The sequence below is a fragment of the Mucilaginibacter sp. FW306-07-L genome (genome assembly GCF_058782065.1).
Genome location: NZ_JBYSXI010000001.1, coordinates 2,297,872 through 2,314,152, shown reverse-complemented (window position 1 = coordinate 2,314,152; position 16,281 = coordinate 2,297,872). Strand labels below are relative to the sequence as shown.

14 protein-coding genes are annotated in these 16,281 nt (G+C 42.7%); 6 read left to right on the top strand and 8 right to left on the bottom strand.

Translation table 11 applies throughout. The annotated features are described in order from the left end of the window. Positions 1–36: 36 nt before the first annotated feature. The 3 genes from AC3WJC_RS10010 to AC3WJC_RS10000 all read right to left on the bottom strand — a co-directional run bounded on the left by AC3WJC_RS10010 (position 37) and on the right by AC3WJC_RS10000 (position 3,210). The gene (locus tag AC3WJC_RS10010) at positions 37–684 is read right to left on the bottom strand and encodes a hypothetical protein (RefSeq protein ID WP_492398943.1); all 648 of its coding nucleotides are present in this window, start codon (positions 682–684) and stop codon (positions 37–39) included. 69 nt (positions 685–753) lie between these two features. Then, positions 754–2,835, bottom strand: coding sequence for a ComEC/Rec2 family competence protein (locus AC3WJC_RS10005; RefSeq protein WP_492398942.1), 2,082 nt, complete (start codon positions 2,833–2,835; stop codon positions 754–756). Positions 2,836–2,874: 39 nt separating this feature from the next. After that, positions 2,875–3,210 carry a MerR family transcriptional regulator gene (locus AC3WJC_RS10000; protein ID WP_492398941.1) on the bottom strand — a complete coding sequence of 112 codons (336 nt, stop codon included), beginning with the start codon at positions 3,208–3,210 and terminating at the stop codon, positions 2,875–2,877. A 165-nt stretch (positions 3,211–3,375) separates the two neighbouring features. Between AC3WJC_RS10000 and AC3WJC_RS09995 the strand changes: the two genes are divergently transcribed. Continuing rightward, positions 3,376–3,717: a hypothetical protein gene (locus AC3WJC_RS09995; protein WP_492398940.1), complete on the top strand. Its 342-nt coding sequence runs from the start codon at positions 3,376–3,378 to the stop codon at positions 3,715–3,717. Between the two features lie 99 nt (positions 3,718–3,816). Continuing rightward, the gene (locus AC3WJC_RS09990) at positions 3,817–6,543 is read left to right on the top strand and encodes a carboxypeptidase-like regulatory domain-containing protein (protein ID WP_492398939.1); all 2,727 of its coding nucleotides are present in this window, start codon (positions 3,817–3,819) and stop codon (positions 6,541–6,543) included. Positions 6,544–6,626: 83 nt separating this feature from the next. Here AC3WJC_RS09990 and AC3WJC_RS09985 read toward each other — a convergent pair whose 3' ends face one another. The 3 genes from AC3WJC_RS09985 to gatB form a co-directional block, all read right to left on the bottom strand. Continuing rightward, positions 6,627–7,316, bottom strand: a complete 690-nt coding sequence (locus AC3WJC_RS09985) for a response regulator transcription factor (RefSeq protein WP_492398938.1) — start codon at positions 7,314–7,316, stop codon at positions 6,627–6,629. Positions 7,317–7,411: 95 nt separating this feature from the next. After that, entirely contained in the window at positions 7,412–8,533 is a 1,122-nt protein-coding gene (locus AC3WJC_RS09980; protein ID WP_492398937.1) for a redoxin domain-containing protein, read from the bottom strand. Next, the gene (gatB, locus tag AC3WJC_RS09975; protein WP_492398936.1) at positions 8,530–10,002 is read right to left on the bottom strand and encodes an Asp-tRNA(Asn)/Glu-tRNA(Gln) amidotransferase subunit GatB; all 1,473 of its coding nucleotides are present in this window, start codon (positions 10,000–10,002) and stop codon (positions 8,530–8,532) included. Before gatB ends, AC3WJC_RS09980 begins: the two co-directional genes overlap by 4 nt. Before the next feature lie 113 nt (positions 10,003–10,115). Between gatB and coaD the strand changes: the two genes are divergently transcribed. Beyond that, complete coding sequence (gene coaD / locus AC3WJC_RS09970; protein WP_492398935.1) at positions 10,116–10,577, top strand: pantetheine-phosphate adenylyltransferase; 462 nt, start codon at positions 10,116–10,118, stop codon at positions 10,575–10,577. On the opposite strand, the gene AC3WJC_RS09965 is transcribed toward coaD, so the two are convergent. Next, the gene (locus AC3WJC_RS09965; RefSeq protein ID WP_492398934.1) at positions 10,552–11,184 is read right to left on the bottom strand and encodes an NUDIX hydrolase; all 633 of its coding nucleotides are present in this window, start codon (positions 11,182–11,184) and stop codon (positions 10,552–10,554) included. The genes coaD and AC3WJC_RS09965 overlap by 26 nt on opposite strands. Between AC3WJC_RS09965 and pyrE the strand changes: the two genes are divergently transcribed. Then, positions 11,183–11,827 (top strand): orotate phosphoribosyltransferase, encoded by a 645-nt coding sequence (pyrE, locus tag AC3WJC_RS09960; protein ID WP_492398933.1) that lies wholly within the window; start codon positions 11,183–11,185, stop codon positions 11,825–11,827. The genes AC3WJC_RS09965 and pyrE overlap by 2 nt on opposite strands. A gap of 12 nt (positions 11,828–11,839) precedes the next feature. Continuing rightward, the gene (locus tag AC3WJC_RS09955) at positions 11,840–12,235 is read left to right on the top strand and encodes an SRPBCC family protein (RefSeq protein ID WP_492398932.1); all 396 of its coding nucleotides are present in this window, start codon (positions 11,840–11,842) and stop codon (positions 12,233–12,235) included. 357 nt (positions 12,236–12,592) lie between these two features. Here the strand turns inward: AC3WJC_RS09955 and AC3WJC_RS09950 are convergent, their stop codons facing one another. Next, on the bottom strand, positions 12,593–14,440 hold the full coding sequence (locus tag AC3WJC_RS09950; RefSeq protein WP_492398931.1) for a PAS domain-containing sensor histidine kinase: 1,848 nt from the start codon (positions 14,438–14,440) through the stop codon (positions 12,593–12,595). Between the two features lie 179 nt (positions 14,441–14,619). Here AC3WJC_RS09950 and AC3WJC_RS09945 point away from each other — a divergent pair, with 179 nt between their 5' ends. After that, positions 14,620–16,245 carry an ABC-F family ATP-binding cassette domain-containing protein gene (locus AC3WJC_RS09945; RefSeq protein WP_492398930.1) on the top strand — a complete coding sequence of 542 codons (1,626 nt, stop codon included), beginning with the start codon at positions 14,620–14,622 and terminating at the stop codon, positions 16,243–16,245. Positions 16,246–16,281: the final 36 nt, after the last annotated feature.

Here is a 16,281-nt window from a genome sequence, read left to right as displayed (position 1 = left end):
CTTTAATTAAATGTTGTAAAATTATGACGGGCGAAATTAATTGCCGCCGCCACCCAATGATTTCAGGTCAGTAAGTGTGATCTTTTCAAAGTCAGCAGGTATGCCAAAAAAGCCTGCGGCTACTTTTTGGTCGGTAACGCTTTTAAGGGTTACGTTAACAGCCTGGCCTTGTTGAAGTGCTGTAAACTGAACCGGAACACCACCAATGTCTTTAAATGAGTGGCTGAAAGACGTTGCAGGGATCTTAATATCATTAGTAACCCAGGCCTCGTAGCTGCTGCCGCTTTTTGAATCTTTTACGGTTACTTTTTTACATTTAAAACCGCTGATATCTTTAGTTTCGGTACCCGGAGTGAAGGTAAACTTAGGCTCTTGCGCTTTACCTTCCTCAATTTCGGCAGGGGTAGCAATAGCGGCTTTTTTAATACTGGCTACAGGTACATCAACCAAAACAGCAAGGTAATCGCCATTTTTAGCGGTGATGATTTTAATATCAGCAGGGCCTTGTTGCATAGAAGTAAGGCTGCTGTCACCTTTAAAATAGCTTTTGGTATCAACCGCACCGGCAGGTGTTTGGATAGTATAGGTAGCAAAACCTTCAGTGTATGCTTTTTGAGCGCTGGCACTTAATGCAGAAGCTGATAAAGTAACAAGCAACGCTGATTTTAAGAATTTGATGTTCATTGGGTTGTTTTTAGTTAGCACAAGTTAAGTTTTAATTACAAGGTTTGCAATTAAGTATTATAATATTTATTAGTTAGATGCTACGATTAAAGCTTTGTTACTACCGGACAACATATATTTTATATGCTTTTGCTTTAAGGAAGTAACCAGGCTTTGCTTATAATAACTGCTGCCTTTTCCGGCTATAATAACTGTTTGATTTTCGGTGATGCTATCGATCAGATCTTCATTCATATCTACCTTACCTTTAATATAAATAAAATCATAATTATTTCTTGCTGTAACCTTATTCTTTGGGGCAACAAGCCATATCCTTTTACCTTTAAAGTCGATAACATCATCTTTTTTATCGGCTGATTCAAAGCGCTTAATATGCAGGTCATCAATCCCGCAGCTATCTAAATAAGGTTTGATGGAATAGCTGTAAGTTTTACCGCTCGTATCAGCATCAGTAATCAGCGTAGCGCGGTTTCCGTTGCGTAGCAAAATAGCGGCATCATTACGCAGGCTAAAAAATACAAGTTCGTCAGTATGTATATTTTCATAATGTCGCCATACCTTGAATCCCGTTAAGGTAAATGCCACGATGCCTAAGGCAACCACTAAACTTCTGTTAGGTTTATAAATGCAATAGCTCGTTAATACAACCATAATCAGGGCTATAAGAAATTCAGCATCACTAAGCCAAACCCTGTTGATGGTTGACCATGGCGCGTGCTCAATAACAGATAGCGTTTTATTAGTGAACAAGATCAGCTTTTCAACCATCAAACCCAGCCATTTAGTGGGTAGCCAGTCCTGCGGTATAAGCAGGTATAATATGCCGCCGTACATCATCATGGCCGAAGGAATCAGTATTACCAGGTTACTCATCAAAAAGTATACAGGTACCTGGTGAAAGTAAAAGGTACTTAATGGCAGTGTTACCAATTGAGCGGCTATAGAGGCTGAACAAACCAGCCATAACTGATCAGCTAATTTGTTTTTAAAGGTTAGTTTTTGGTAGATGACCGGCTGCAGAACAATCAACCCGGCAACAGCGAGGTAGGAGAGCTGAAAACCCACATCGGTAATCAGCAGCGGGTCGGCAAGTAGCGATACAAACGCTGATACCGCTAAAATATTTAACGGGCTGATGCGCCGTGCAAAACACCGGCCTAACAGTATAAAGGTAAGCATCATAGCTGCCCTGCATACAGGCGGCGAAAAACCAGTAAGTAAGGCATAGCCCCAGATACAGGCGATAATCAGCAAAGTCACCATCAATTTGCCTTTTTTACCCTTGTTAAGAGGAGCGAGCAAAAAAACCAAAACAATATAAACCAGGCCTACGTGTGCGCCAGATACCGATAGGATATGGATGGTGCCTGTTTTTGAATAAGCCTGTAATATATCGTTACTTAATTCGGCATTGTAGCCTAAGATAAGGGTAGAGGCAATCGCGGCGGCATCCTGATCTTTAATACCGGATTTAAATTTTTCGACCAAACGCTTACGCAGCTTTTGCGCGTAGGCCATTAAGGGATTACCGGCACCGGTTTTAACCAAAGCAAACTGCCCGGGCGAAAGATAAACCTGGTGATAGATATTTTTATGTGCCAGGTAACCCAGGTAATTAAACTCTGCCGGGTTAAGCGGCGTAGTTACCGGTTTATAAGTTGTAGCCGGTATCAGCAATACATCACCATAATTCAGGTTATCAGCGGCTTCTTCGCTTAATGTAATTAATAGCTTACCGCTAACATTCAATAAGTTATCGTTCTTTTCCACCGCTTGTTCTACCTGGGCGGTGAAGCGCAGGTTGCCATTTTTAACTACCGGCTCGGTAACCACCTTAACCATAAATGATGCAGCGTTTACTTTTGAAAAGTGGTTCGCCCGTTTAATTTCTACGGATTGATGGGTGATGGTAACACCCGATAAAAGCAGAAATACAATAGCCAGCGATCCACCCAGCCACGGCCATTTAAATACTTTGAGCGTTTTATAGAGCAGGTTAAGCAGTACAAAAAGTATCGCTATAACAGCTAAAGGCCATACCGGCCAATTGTTAAAAGCATTATAAGGGTGATAAAGGCATAATAATATACCAGCGGCATACGGCAAAAGCAATAATACAAACGGAAAAGCATCCTTATGGCTTGCCTTCATGCTGATAATAGTGAAAAGTTAGGTTAAGCGTAAAGCGAGTTACAACTGATCGCGTACCTCGAGCAAAAACTTTTTAAGGTTTTCGAGGGCATGCAACACACGCTGCTGATCCTTGCTTTCGCCCATATTGCTTTTCATGTGCTCTTTAGCGCCGTTTATGGTGTAGCCTTTATCCCTTATCAAATGGAAAATGATCTTGAGGTTCTCAATATCTTCGGGCGTAAAGTAGCGGTTGCCTTTTTTGTTTTTTTTAGGTTGAAGTATATCAAACTCCTTCTCGTAAAAACGCAGTAACGATTGATTGACATCAAACATGGCCGAAACCTCGCCCATGGTATAATACATCTTGCTTATTTCGTGCTCTTTATAGGGCATGCTTAATAATTATAGTAGTGCCTCAAATATAACAGGTTTTAGTATGTATATAAATATTTTATGCAACCTGTTTAACTATTACATTGAACATTACACGCTGAGTTTTGTTAAATATTATCATTAACGCATTATTAAATCATAAATGTAAAAGCAAAGGATAACGTTATGGGTTCACGATCAGCACGGCCGGTAAAAAATGAGAAGGATTTTTTTGATAAAGTAAAAAGTTCGGTTGATGATATACTGGCCGGGCCACAAGGCGATCTGGTAAGTGGTGAGCAGGCACCAGGTAAAACAATAAAGGTTACTGGCGCCAAAAAAAGTGCTGCCGCTAAAAAAACTAAAATGGTGGCAAAAAAGTCAACCATAAAACGCAAGGCTAAAAATGCTACACCCGAAGCAAAAACTTTAAAGGGCCGTGCCGAAAAGCAGGTTATAGCGGCTAAAGCCAAAGCGGTTGCCCACATCAACATCGAACCGGTAATAGCCAGTAAAGAGAAGGGGTGATTAACATCATACAATTGTGAAAATATGTTAAAACCGCAAATAGGGCCGGTGCTTTAACGCTTGTTTTCTATATTAGCCTTTGATTAATCTTCAACGTTGATGAGAGCAAGGCGATATCTACTACTGTTACTACTACTGATAATTTTTTACCTGCCTGTATTCGCGCAGCGCGACAGCATCGCTTTAAAAGATCTGGTTGGCAAATATGGCCAGGTGGCCGAAGCTTACCCGATAGAAAAAGTTTACCTGCATTTTGATAAACCTTACTATGCCGTTGGCGATACGGTTTGGTTTAAGGCCTACCTTACCTACACGCTAAATATGCCATCGCCTTACAGTAAAATAATTTATGTTGATATACTGAACGGCAATGACGGTATGGTGCAATCGCTCACGCTGCCGGTTAAGGATGGTACCGCATCTGGCATGATCCCGCTTACTAAAGAACTTTACAATCAGGAAAACTACCATATTAAAGCCTATACCAAATGGATGGCTAATTTTGATCCGGATTATTTTTTCAGCAAAACTTTACCGGTAGGTAATGCGGTTAAAAATGTAAGCACGCAGGTAAGTTTAAAAAGAGAGATTAAAAACCAGGTACCCGAAATAACCGCCAACATAGCCTTTACCGATCAAAGCGGTACACCCTTTGGCGATAAAAAGATTAGCTGGGTAGTAGTATCAGGCGATGATGAACTGGCGAAAGGCAAAGGGAATATTGATAAGGGCGGCCAGCTAAGTGTGGCTTTTGCGAACACTAAAAATACCGACCTTACCAACGCGCAACTCAGGGTTACTTATGAAGGGGCGGATCGCCAGGAGCAGACCAAAAACATACCATTAAGTACAATAGCGGGTGCTGTTGATGTACAGTTTTTTCCGGAAGGGGGTAATTTACTGGCTGGTGTATCTACCAAAATAGCCATTAAAGCGGTACAGCCAAATGGCTTAGGCATTGGCTTTAAAGCAACCGTAACCGACAATGCCGGTGCTTCGGTAGCTACCTGCGAATCACAGCACGCGGGTATGGGTGCCTTTACCATAACGCCGCAGCCGGGTAAAAGCTATAAGGCGGATGTTACCTTAGCAGATGGAACGCGCCAGAGTTATGATCTGCCACGCCCGCAGATGACCGGCGTTAACCTCAATGTAAACCCGGTTGATACCGGAAAAATGCTCATCGTAATTTCTGCGGATTCTGCTTATCTTAAAAAGAATCAGAATAAAGCTTTCTACATTGTAGGTAAGGCCGGGCAGGTAGTTTGTTATGCCGCGCAAACAACGCTTACCAAAACGTCATACTCGGCGTTTATACCTACCAGTAAATTTCCAACAGGGGTTATACAGTTAACGCTGCTAAACGCTAACGGGTTGCCGCTTAGTGAGCGCCTGGTGTTCGTAAAACATAATGACCAGTTAGGCCTTACCGTAACCGGCGATAAGCCATCCTATAACAACCGCTCAAAAGTGAGGCTCAATGTTTCCGCTAAAAATAACGCGCTACCCTCACAGAGTGAGCTTTCATTAGCGGTAACTGATGAGTCGAAAGTTAAAAGCAATGAAAATACAGAAACCACTATTTTAAGCAGTTTGCTGCTTACGTCAGATCTAAAGGGTTATGTAGAAGAACCGAATTACTATTTCAGGGCAACCAATAAAAATGCGTATGACCATTTAGATGTGCTGATGCTTACCCAGGGTTACCGCAGGTTTACCTACCGCGAAGTAGTTGGCAATAAATTGCCGCAGATGTTTTTTTTACCCGAGCAAGGCATCGACATAACCGGTACGCTACGCAACAACACAGGTATGCCGATGAAGGGCGGTACAGTTACCTTACAAATACCCAATAAATTTTACACTACCCGCACGGTTACTGATGCCGAAGGTAAATTTAAATTCAGCAATCTGGTTTTCACTGACTCATCGCAGGTTATTGTGAGTGCCAAAAGCAATTATAACTCTAAAAACCTGATGGTGATGGTTGACCCGATAACCTATCCCAATTCGGGCAAATCCGTATCACGGGCGAATGACGTGCTTAATATTGATACCATGATGACCGCCTATTTGCAAAACAGCAAAAAGTTTATCAATAACTCAACTACTTTGCAGGAGGTTGTAATTAAGGCAAAACCTAAAGTTAAATTAACCGATCATACGCAGTTTTCGGCACTATCAGGTTTAAGCTCAATTGACGCGAGGGTTGTTACCGGTGAGCAGTTAAAAGGTTGCCCTGATATATTAAGCTGTTTACAAACGATGGCCCCGGGCGTTACTTATGACGCGCAAACGCAGGCTTTTTATGTATCCAGAGATTATAACCAGGGTAAGCGAGTGCCTATGGCCATATTTGCACAAGGCGGCCCGGTTGATGTAAATTACCTGAGGAGCTTAAACGCCAACGATGTTGAGTCGGTAGAAGTTTTTCTTCGGGATGATCTGGGATTGGTTAACCGCACGTATCAAACTAATGGTGTGCTATCTGTGTACACTAAAAAAATACCGAAGGGCCAAAAAATATCCGTTCAGGAGTTGCAGGATCTGTTGCCGCAGCCAAGCGTGGCCAAGCTATCGCCTAAAGGCTATGATGTAGCAAAGACGTTTTATTCGCCTAAATACTTACCGGGCAACAAAGCCTTTGGTGCCGATTTAAGGAGCACTATTTATTGGAATCCCCGCGTTCAAACCGATAAAGCTACCGGCAAAACCTTTGTAGAGTTTTACACTGCCGATAGCCCAGGCAGCTACAAAGTAGTAGTTGAAGGTACCGATAACAACGGGCGTTTAGGCCGGGCGGTATACCGTTTTAAAGTACAATAAAGCTTTAGCTCAACATAAACAGGAACGGCGGTCAATATTTTTGACCGCCGTTCCTGTTTTATGTATGTTGTTTAAATCGAGTATTATGCTCCGAATTTGTAGCCTACGCCCTTTACGGTTGAGATATACTCTTCGCCCAGTTTTTCGCGCAGTTTACGTATATGCACATCAATAGTACGGTTGGTTACAATTACCGAATCCTCCCAAATGTTTTTCAGGATCACCTCGCGGGTGTAAACCTTGCCGGGTTTAGAGGCCAGCAGGTAAAGCAATTCAAACTCCTTTTTAGCAAGCACAACTTTTTCGCCGTTTTTAAATACCAGGTAAGCTTCACGGTCAATCACCAGGTCTTCAATTTCCAGCTTGTTGTCCACCACTTCTTCAGTAGGGGCGTTGCGGCGTAAAATAGCGTTAATACGGCTTACCAGGGCGCGTGGCTTAATGGGCTTGGCAATGTAATCATCAGCGCCAACATTAAAACCGGCAATTTCAGAGTATTCCTCGCTGCGGGCGGTTAAAAAAACCATAAAGGTGTTTTTAAACTCAGGCATGGTGCGCATAATGCGGCAAGCCTCGATGCCATCCATTTTAGGCATCATAATATCAAGTACGATCAGGTCGGGCAGGGTTCTTTTAGCCTCGGTAACAGCCTCCTGGCCATTGTGTGCCAAAAATACCTGGTAACCTTCTTTTTTCAGATTATATTCTATCAGCTCTAATATATCAGGTTCGTCATCAACAATAAGAATTTTCTGTTTTGTAGCGTAGCTCATCAGGTTAAATTTTTGGTATAAAAGTATACGCTTAATTGAAGTAAATAGTTAAACTAATATTAATTAATTGTTAAGCGTTACTTTAGTTTAACATTTTATTGAGGCTTGCTGAAAGTTTTCTTTAAAAATTCTTCAAGTTGAACACCGGTAATGTTTTTGGCAATGATAACACCCTGTGGGTCAATAATAAAATTTGAAGGGATGGCCGCTATCTGGTACATGCGTTCAACCGGCCCTTCAAAGCCTCTCAGGTTTGAGGCATGGTTCCAGGTTAAACCATCCGCTTTAATGGCGGCCTGCCATTTAGCCTTGTCATCATCAAGTGAAATGCCGAGTATGTTTAAGCCCTTTGCTTTATACAGGTTAAATTGCTTAACCACGTTTGGGTTTTCCTGGCGACAGGGTACACACCATGATGCCCAAAAATCTAACATTACATATTTGCCCTTATAATCAGCCAGGCTGATGTTCTTGCCATCGATACCCGGTATGGTGAAGTCCTGCGCTTTTTGGCCAACTGACACGGGCTTAATGGCGATCATCTGGGTAACAAAGCGTTGTACGATAGGGTTGTCCTTAAACTTGTCTTTAATGTCTTCGGCATAAGCTATCAGTTGTTGCTCATAAGTACGCGGATCAACAGAGGTTGCGGCATAAAAACCGGCCAACGAGCTTTTATTGTCATTAGCGAAAGCCATAGCTGCCTTGTTATATTCGGCCAGATTTTTAAGGAAAGCCGGGCGGTAAACGTTCAGTAATGAATCAGACTGTTTGCCCAATGCCTGCGATTTTGTTTCAAATTCCTCAGACAGTTTGGTGTTGCGCTCCGAAAAAACACCTGTTTTTTGGTGAAACTTCTTTAGCTTGTCCGACTCATCAGAACCCTTGATCTCGTAAGTGTTTTTGGTGTCGCCATTTTTAAACGTGATCTCCTCGCCGTTTTTAGCGATCAGGTCATACTCGTTTTCGCCTATTTTTAAACGATAGAAAGCGGCATAAGGAGAAATACCCTTTAGCGCAAATTTTCCATCCTGTATGGTGGCGGAATCTACCGGGCGCAGCTCGGTACTGTCCATTTGTAAAAGCTGTACCTGTTTGGCATCGCCGGGGTTCTTCAATTCTCCGGTTACGGTGAATGAGGATGAATCCTTATTGTTACAGGCAAACAGGAAGAGTGTGCCTGCAATGAGGGTATATTTTGTTAAACGGAAATTCATTTACTTGCTTCTAATTGTTTTAATAATAACTGATTGGTTTTTTGAGGATCGATCTTGCCTTTTGATAGTTTCATTACCTCGCCCATAAATAAACCAACAACACCTTTTTTGCCCTTGTGATATTCTTTTACCTTATCAGGATATTTAGCGAGGGCCTTGCTGATAAATTCCTCTACCTCATCGCCATCAGCCGAAATCAGCAGGTTGAGTTCCTGCGCCAGTTCAGCGGCGCTTTTTGTGGGGTGCTCAAGCAGGGCTGGGAACAGTTTATGAGCCGCAACGGTATTATTGATCTTATTTTGCTCAATTAACCCGATAATACCGGCCACATGTTCGGGCGTAATGGTTAAGGTACTTATGGTGTGTCCTTTTTCGTTCAGATATGATTTTACCGGACCCATCAGCCAGTGCGCGGCTGCCTTATAGTTGGTGGTTTTCTTAATTAATTCCTCAAAAAATAAAGCCACATCATGGTCGGCGGTGAGTACACCGGCATCATAATCGCTCAGGCTAAGTTCTGCAGTATATTTTTGATATAATTGCTGGGGCAGGGCAGGGAGTCGCGCGCGTATTTGTTCTACGTAATCCTCGGTTAGTACCAGCGGTTGCAGGTCTGGTTCAGGAAAGTAGCGGTAATCATTCGCCATTTCCTTACTGCGTAACACCGATGTTTCGCCGGTATCAGCATCAAAGTTCAGGGTATTTTGATCGATATGGCCGCCGGCTTCAATTACACGTACCTGGCGTGCATACTCATGCTCAATAGCCCGCTGCACATTACGTATCGAATTTAAGTTTTTTACCTCGCAACGGTTGCCATATTCCCTTTGGCCATACAAGCGTACAGATATATTGGCATCGCAGCGCATACTGCCTTCTTCCATATTACCGTCGCATATATTAAGGTAACGCAGCAATCGGCGAACTTCAGTTAAAAACTGACCGGCTTCTTCGGCACTGCGCAGATCGGGTTGGGTTACAATTTCCAAAAGCGGAACGCCCGCGCGGTTAAGGTCAATAAGTGAATCGGTGTGGTGCCCGTCATGCGAGCTTTTGCCTGCATCCTCTTCCATGTGGATATGGTGAAGCGCTACGTTCTTTACTGATCCGTTGGCAAGCTTTACGGTTACATGGCCACCAAGGCAAATAGGTGCCTGGTCTTGTGATATTTGGTAACCTTTGGGCAAATCGGCATAAAAATAGTTTTTGCGAGCAAAGGAGTTATTTTTATTAATAGCGCAATTGCAGGCCAGCCCCAGTTTAACGGCATATTCAACCGCTGTTTTGTTGGTAAAGGGCAGTGTACCCGGGTGGCCTAATGATACCATGCTGATGTGATGGTTAGGCTCGGCACCAAAGGCTGCTGAATCGGCAGAGAACATTTTACTTTGGGTAGATAGCTGGGCATGTACCTCTAAACCTACTACCAACTCGTACTTGTCGCTCAGGCCGCCTGTATAATTAGTCATATATATTTTAGTATACCGGTTGCAAAAAGCCAAATATATAAAGTTAATATCATACTTGGCCTTAAATGCTTTTTCAATAACCCGTTTCGCATTTTTTTATCATCTTTACTACCATGAATATCGCCTTGTTTCCCGGTTCTTTTGATCCTGTAACTAAAGCCCATGTTGATATTGTTAAGCGCTCGGTAGGGTTGTTTGATAAGGTTTACATCGGCATAGGTGTAAACAGCAGCAAGCAAAGCTTTTTGAGTATTGAAAAACGGCAGGAGATGTTAAGGTCTGTTTTTGATGATGAACCCAAGATCCACATCATCGCGTACGAAGGCCTAACGGTTGATTTTTGCCGCAGCATTGATGCCAACTACATGATCAGGGGCATACGCACCGTATCCGATTTTGAATACGAGAAAGGCATCGCCCAGATGAACCATACGCTTGCCCCGGATATTGAGAGCATATTTATAGTAAGCAAGCCCGGCTACTCGGCCATCAGCTCAACCATAGTGCGCGATGTGCTGCGCCATGGGGGAGATATAAGCCAGTTTATCCCTAAGGAAGCACTGGCCTTTCTTTAATCAGCTTTGTTTTTACCAGTACATCAACAATAGATGGAAAGGTGTTTTGCAAAATAGGATCTATCTGGCCCTTTTTAAACCAGCGTACATCAGTAATGCCTTCTTCTTTTTGAGGTTTCAGCTTTTCGTTGCCCTTGTGTTTCATGGCATACCAATGCGTTTTCTTTAAAACCACCTGGCGTTTAATGGTATAAACGTGGTAGGTTTTGCAAATCTTGTCGCCCAGTTTACTAACGGTAATGCCGCATTCTTCCTCTACCTCGCGTACCGCGCCTTCCTTGCGGCTTTCATCTTTTTCAAGCTTGCCTTTAGGCAGGTCCCACTTATCATTACGATAGATGAAAAGGTAGTTCCCCTCTTCGTTTTTAACCAGCCCGCCGGCAGCTTCTATCATGGTCAGGCTTTTTTCAACCTCCTTAATAAAAACCCTGGCATCCTCACATATCACATAAAACCGGCTTATGTTGTATTTAAGTATCTTTGGATAGATAGTTTTAAGATTAAAGGTTTGACCGTCAATTAATTGATGGTTCTCTGCATTATCGGGGGCTTTTTCTGTTATCAGAATAACCTTTTCGTTAATATAAATTCTGTATTTTTGGGCCATGTTTAATTATACTGAGACGGAACAACAGGTAGCTGAATTTCTGTTGCAAATTAAAGCAATTAAATTACAACCTAACAAACCTTTTACATGGGCGTCGGGCTGGAAATCGCCAATTTATTGTGATAATCGTATTACACTGTCGCATCCGTCCATCCGTACCTATATCAGGCAAAGGCTTTCAGCCCTTATTCAGGAAGAATTTGGTGCTGTTGGTTGTATAGCGGGTGTAGCAACGGCCGGCATTCCGCAAGGTGCTTTAGTAGCTCAGGAGTTAGGTTTACCATTTATTTACGTTAGGGCTAAAGCCAAAGAGCATGGCCGCGGTAACCTGATAGAAGGCGATGTGCTTACCGGTACAAGGGTTGTCGTAATTGAGGATCTGATATCAACCGGTAAAAGCAGCCTGCAAGCTGTTGATGCCTTACGCGAAGCTGAGTTTGATGTTGCCGGCCTTGCCGCTATATTCAGCTACGGGTTTGATGTTGCTACCGAAAATTTTAAGGAAGCACGCTGTCCGTTCTTCACCCTCTCCAACTATGGCGCACTTTTAAAGTATGCCGAAGAGCATCAGTATATATTACCTGCTGACGTTGAACTGCTAAAACAATGGCGCACCAGCCCTGAAACCTGGGGACAGGATTAATATTTTAATTGCATGACCATTTTTGAAAGCGTAGTACATATTGAAAGGCCGGTTGGCGAGTTGTTTACATTTTTAAGTGACCTGAACAATCACCAGCAATTAATGCCACCGCATATACAGGATTGGCGCTCAACTGCCGATGAAATTAGCTTTAGCATACAAAACATGGCTAACCTGCGCCTGGTGGCAGACTATCGCACCGAGAATTCTGAGATTATTATTACAGCCGTAGATGAGCCACCATTTAAAGTTAATTTTAAATGGCTGCTTGCGCAGGAGGCAGGGTATACCAGCGTGCTGTATACCATTACTGCCGAGCTTAATATGATGATGAAAATGTTTGCATCAGGCCCGTTACAAAATCTGGCCGACCACGAAACAGCCGCTTTAACAGCCTTATTTTCATAATTGGTTGATTAATACAACTCTCTGTGAGAGGTTGATTTGCGTGATACTACCAACAGTATGTTGATGAATATCAATCCTATTATCAGCGTTACCATAACCTTTGATGTTAATTGTTAAACTAATTCACTTATATAGGTCAAAGCTTGTTCCAAATCTATTTAGTATTAGTAAGTAGGTTTATAATTTAGTATTAGTAAGTAGGTTTATAATATGGATATTAACGCTGTAAATTGGGTTTTAGTTTGGTAGTTTGTCTTTAAATGGTCATTAACACATCATTTATATGATAATTAATGATGAATTATATCCCCATTTGAGAAAAGTTGGGATTTAGCCATTGATCTCAAATCTCCACATTCAGGGTAAATATATCCGGAAAGTTGTGCCTGCTCCTTGCTGGCTGTCGACCTCTACTTTGCCGCCCATCGCTTCTATTTGGTTTTTGGTGATAAACAGCCCGATGCCTCTTGCATCATGATTGCCATGAAAAGTTTTATACATACCGAACAGGTCGCTTCCGTACTTCTTCAAATCGATACCGATGCCATTATCGCTAATGGTTAAAAGCTTTTTATCCTTTAGTTTTTCAAAAGTAATTGTAATAACAGGCTGCCTGTCGTTACTGCGGTATTTAATGCCGTTAGTAAAAAAATTGAGCAGCACACTTTCAAGGTAGGCCGGGTGGAAATCTATCTCCGTATCAGCGGCAACCTTATTTTTAATTAAAACCTGGTTTTTATGGATGTCAGGAGTAAGGGTATCTATTGTTTTTATAATATAGTCATTCAGGTTCAAGGTTGCTTTTTGAAGATGGCGGTTAGCCTGTATAGATACCACATCGTTCAGGTTGAGTATGGTTTCATTAAGTTGCTTTGATACATTGCCTAAAAAGGTAAGGTACAACTGCCGTTCTTCAGCATCCGTATTCGGGTCGTTAACGAGCTCAATAAGCGACTGAAAATTGCCCGAATGCGTGCGCAGGTTGTGCGATACAATGTAGGCGAAGTTTAGCAGCCTGTTATTTTGTTCACCTACAATATCCAGTGTTTCCTGTATCTGCTCATCCTGTAATTTCTTTTCAGTAATATCATACACATGCGAAACAAAGTGTAAAGGCATCCCCTCATTATCGCGAACCAATGATACGCTAAGTAATGCCCAAACTATGTTGCCGTTTTTATGGATGTAACGCTTTTCCATCTCATAATTAGGTATTTCGGCATTTACAAGTTTCTGGAGCAGTTCAAGGTCAGCATTCAGGTCATCCGGATAAGTTATTTGTTGAAAGGTAAGTTTGGAAAATTCTTCCGGTGTATAATCAAGGCTTTGCGCTAACGCCTTGTTCACCTTGAGCCATTGGCCCTCGGGCGATACCAGCGCCATACCGATCGGTGAGTTCTCGAAAGCGCTTTCAAACCTGTCTTCACTGTTTTTAAGATGGTGCCTTACCGATACCTGGTCATTGATATCCTGCAGCGTTCCGTAAACTTTTGTACAGCGGCCGTTATCAAATTCAGCGTGAGCAATAATACGTATCCATTTTTCGTGCCCCTGCGCCGTGATCATTATGGTTTCCACATCAAATGATTCGCCCGTTTCAATGATCTTTTCAAAAGCCTCATTCATCATGTGCTGATGTTTGCCCGGTTTATAAAAACGGTATAGATCATCAAAGGCGGGCTTATAATCAATATCCACACCGTACAGTTGCTTGGTAACCTGCGTCCACGCTAATTTTTGGTGTACAACATCTATCTCCCAGCCGCCTAATTTTATGCTGAGGTTAGTTTTATTAACCAGGTCTTTATTGTTGGTTAATTCCTGCTCAGCTAAAATATGGCGGGTAACATCTACATTAATGCTTACCAGGCGCAGGGGATTATTATACTCATCCCATTCCACCACGTTTCCCTTGCAGTTTATCCAGCGTATACTGCCATTGCGATGCCTGAAACGCGGGGTAATATCAAAAGGCTGGCGGTTGCCGTATTCAATATTCAGGTTAATGTGCCGGCATACTATATCAAGATCTTCAATAATAACCAATTCTTGCCAGCTATCCGGTATGGCTTCCTGCGGGTTAACCCCGTAGCCAAGTATCCTGATAAATGATTCGCTGATGTGCCATTTGCCGTTGCGGATGTCGAAATCCCAAAAGCCGGCCATGTTATGGTCGGCTACAATTTTGTAAACGTCATCCCTCATTATATATGTGTGTGGTAACAGCGTGCTTTGTTAATATTTGTTTCAACAAAGCGTAAATAAGCAACCATGCTGTTTTTTAAGGATTAATACGGCGGCTATGGCCAATAGTTGCACCATTTGTGCAATAACTTTTAAGTTGAATTAATTAACCGTATTTTTGCGCCAAATAAAGGTGCAGAATGATCACAGTATCAAATTTAACTTTACGGTACGGTAAACGTACATTGTTTGAGGATGTAAACCTGAAGTTTACCCGCGGCAACTGTTATGGTATAATAGGGGCTAACGGTGCAGGTAAATCAACATTCTTAAAAATACTTTCTAAAGAGGTTGATCCAACTACGGGTTCGGTAAGTTTTACGCCCGGCGAACGTATGGCTGTTTTAAAACAGAACCACTATGAGTTTGACGAATTTTCGGTGATTGAAACGGTGCTGATGGGCCACAAGGAGATGTATGCCGTAATGAAGGAGAAGGATGCCATTTATCTAAAGGAAGATTTTAGCGATGCCGATGGCGAACGTGCCGGTGAGCTTGAAAACCTTTTTGCCGAAATGGATGGGTGGAATGCCGAAAGCAATGCCGCCACCTTATTAAGCAACCTGGGCATCAGGGAAGATTTGCATTACAAGCTGGTGAAAGAGCTTGATGGTAAGCAAAAGGTACGTGTGTTATTGGCACAGGCGCTGTTTGGCAACCCCGATATATTATTGCTGGATGAGCCTACCAACGATTTGGATATTAATACCGTAAGCTGGCTGGAAGACTTTTTAGCAGGTTATGAGGCCACGGTTTTGGTAGTATCGCACGACAGGCACTTCCTGGATTCGGTATGTACCCACGTGGTAGATATTGACTACAGCAAAATGACCATATACACGGGTAACTATACCTTCTGGTACGAGTCGAGCCAGTTGGCGGCCAAACAACGGTCTGACCAGAATAAGAAACTGGAAGACCGTGTAAAGGAATTACAGGAGTTTATCCGTCGATTCAGCGCCAACGCGTCAAAATCAAAACAGGCAACCAGCCGTAAAAAAGCGTTGGATAAGATCAATCTGGACGAAATACAGCCATCAACCCGTAAATATCCGGGTATCATATTCAATAACCTTGGCCGTGAGGCGGGCGACCAGATATTGCAGGTTGATAAATTAGACAAAACGGTTAACGGCGAAGTGCTGTTTAACGATATATCATTCATGGTTAACAAGGGTGATAAAATCGCTATCCTGTCGCAAAACAGTTTGGCTACCAGCGCTTTTTATGAAGTATTGACCGGGCGCGATACAGGTTTTACAGGTGAGTTTAAATGGGGAGTAACCATCAGCATTGCCGATATTCCTATTGAAAACGCGGAGTACTTTGAAGGTAAGAACGAAAACCTGATCGACTGGCTGCGTGAATATTCACCGGGCGAAAAGGATGATCAGTTTATCCGTGGTTTCCTGGGCCGCATGCTGTTCAGTGGCGAGGAAGTGTTGAAAAAAAGCAGTGTGCTGTCTGGTGGTGAAAAAATGCGCTGCATGTTTAGCCGCATGATGCTGCAACACGCCAACGTGCTGTTGTTTGATGAGCCAACCAATCACCTTGATCTGGAATCAATCACCGCGTTGAACAATGGTATGCGCGATTTTAGAGGCACCGTACTGTTCACCTCACGAGATCATGAACTGGTTGAAACAGTAGCCAACCGCATTATTGAGATTACACCGGCCGGTACTATTGATAAACTGATGAGCTACGATGAATACATTAACAGCGAAGCAGTTAAAAAACAACGCGAAGAATTATACGCGTTATAGCGTAACCTCAATAATCATTAATGCAACCCTGCCGGT

What these genes read in the sequence shown, in the direction of transcription:
- coaD (WP_492398935.1), top strand. Translation starts at nt 10,116, where the DNA reads ATGAATATCGCCTTGTTTCCCGGTTCTTTTGATCCTGTAACTAAAGCC.
- AC3WJC_RS09950 (WP_492398931.1), bottom strand. Translation starts at nt 14,440, where the DNA reads ATGAGGGATGACGTTTACAAAATTGTAGCCGACCATAACATGGCCGGC.
- AC3WJC_RS09965 (WP_492398934.1), bottom strand. Translation starts at nt 11,184, where the DNA reads ATGGCCCAAAAATACAGAATTTATATTAACGAAAAGGTTATTCTGATA.
- AC3WJC_RS10005 (WP_492398942.1), bottom strand. Translation starts at nt 2,835, where the DNA reads ATGAAGGCAAGCCATAAGGATGCTTTTCCGTTTGTATTATTGCTTTTG.
- AC3WJC_RS09995 (WP_492398940.1), top strand. Translation starts at nt 3,376, where the DNA reads ATGGGTTCACGATCAGCACGGCCGGTAAAAAATGAGAAGGATTTTTTT.
- AC3WJC_RS10010 (WP_492398943.1), bottom strand. Translation starts at nt 684, where the DNA reads ATGAACATCAAATTCTTAAAATCAGCGTTGCTTGTTACTTTATCAGCT.
- AC3WJC_RS09990 (WP_492398939.1), top strand. Translation starts at nt 3,817, where the DNA reads ATGAGAGCAAGGCGATATCTACTACTGTTACTACTACTGATAATTTTT.
- AC3WJC_RS09945 (WP_492398930.1), top strand. Translation starts at nt 14,620, where the DNA reads ATGATCACAGTATCAAATTTAACTTTACGGTACGGTAAACGTACATTG.
- gatB (WP_492398936.1), bottom strand. Translation starts at nt 10,002, where the DNA reads ATGACTAATTATACAGGCGGCCTGAGCGACAAGTACGAGTTGGTAGTA.
- AC3WJC_RS09980 (WP_492398937.1), bottom strand. Translation starts at nt 8,533, where the DNA reads ATGAATTTCCGTTTAACAAAATATACCCTCATTGCAGGCACACTCTTC.
- AC3WJC_RS09955 (WP_492398932.1), top strand. Translation starts at nt 11,840, where the DNA reads ATGACCATTTTTGAAAGCGTAGTACATATTGAAAGGCCGGTTGGCGAG.
- pyrE (WP_492398933.1), top strand. Translation starts at nt 11,183, where the DNA reads ATGTTTAATTATACTGAGACGGAACAACAGGTAGCTGAATTTCTGTTG.
- AC3WJC_RS09985 (WP_492398938.1), bottom strand. Translation starts at nt 7,316, where the DNA reads ATGAGCTACGCTACAAAACAGAAAATTCTTATTGTTGATGACGAACCT.
- AC3WJC_RS10000 (WP_492398941.1), bottom strand. Translation starts at nt 3,210, where the DNA reads ATGCCCTATAAAGAGCACGAAATAAGCAAGATGTATTATACCATGGGC.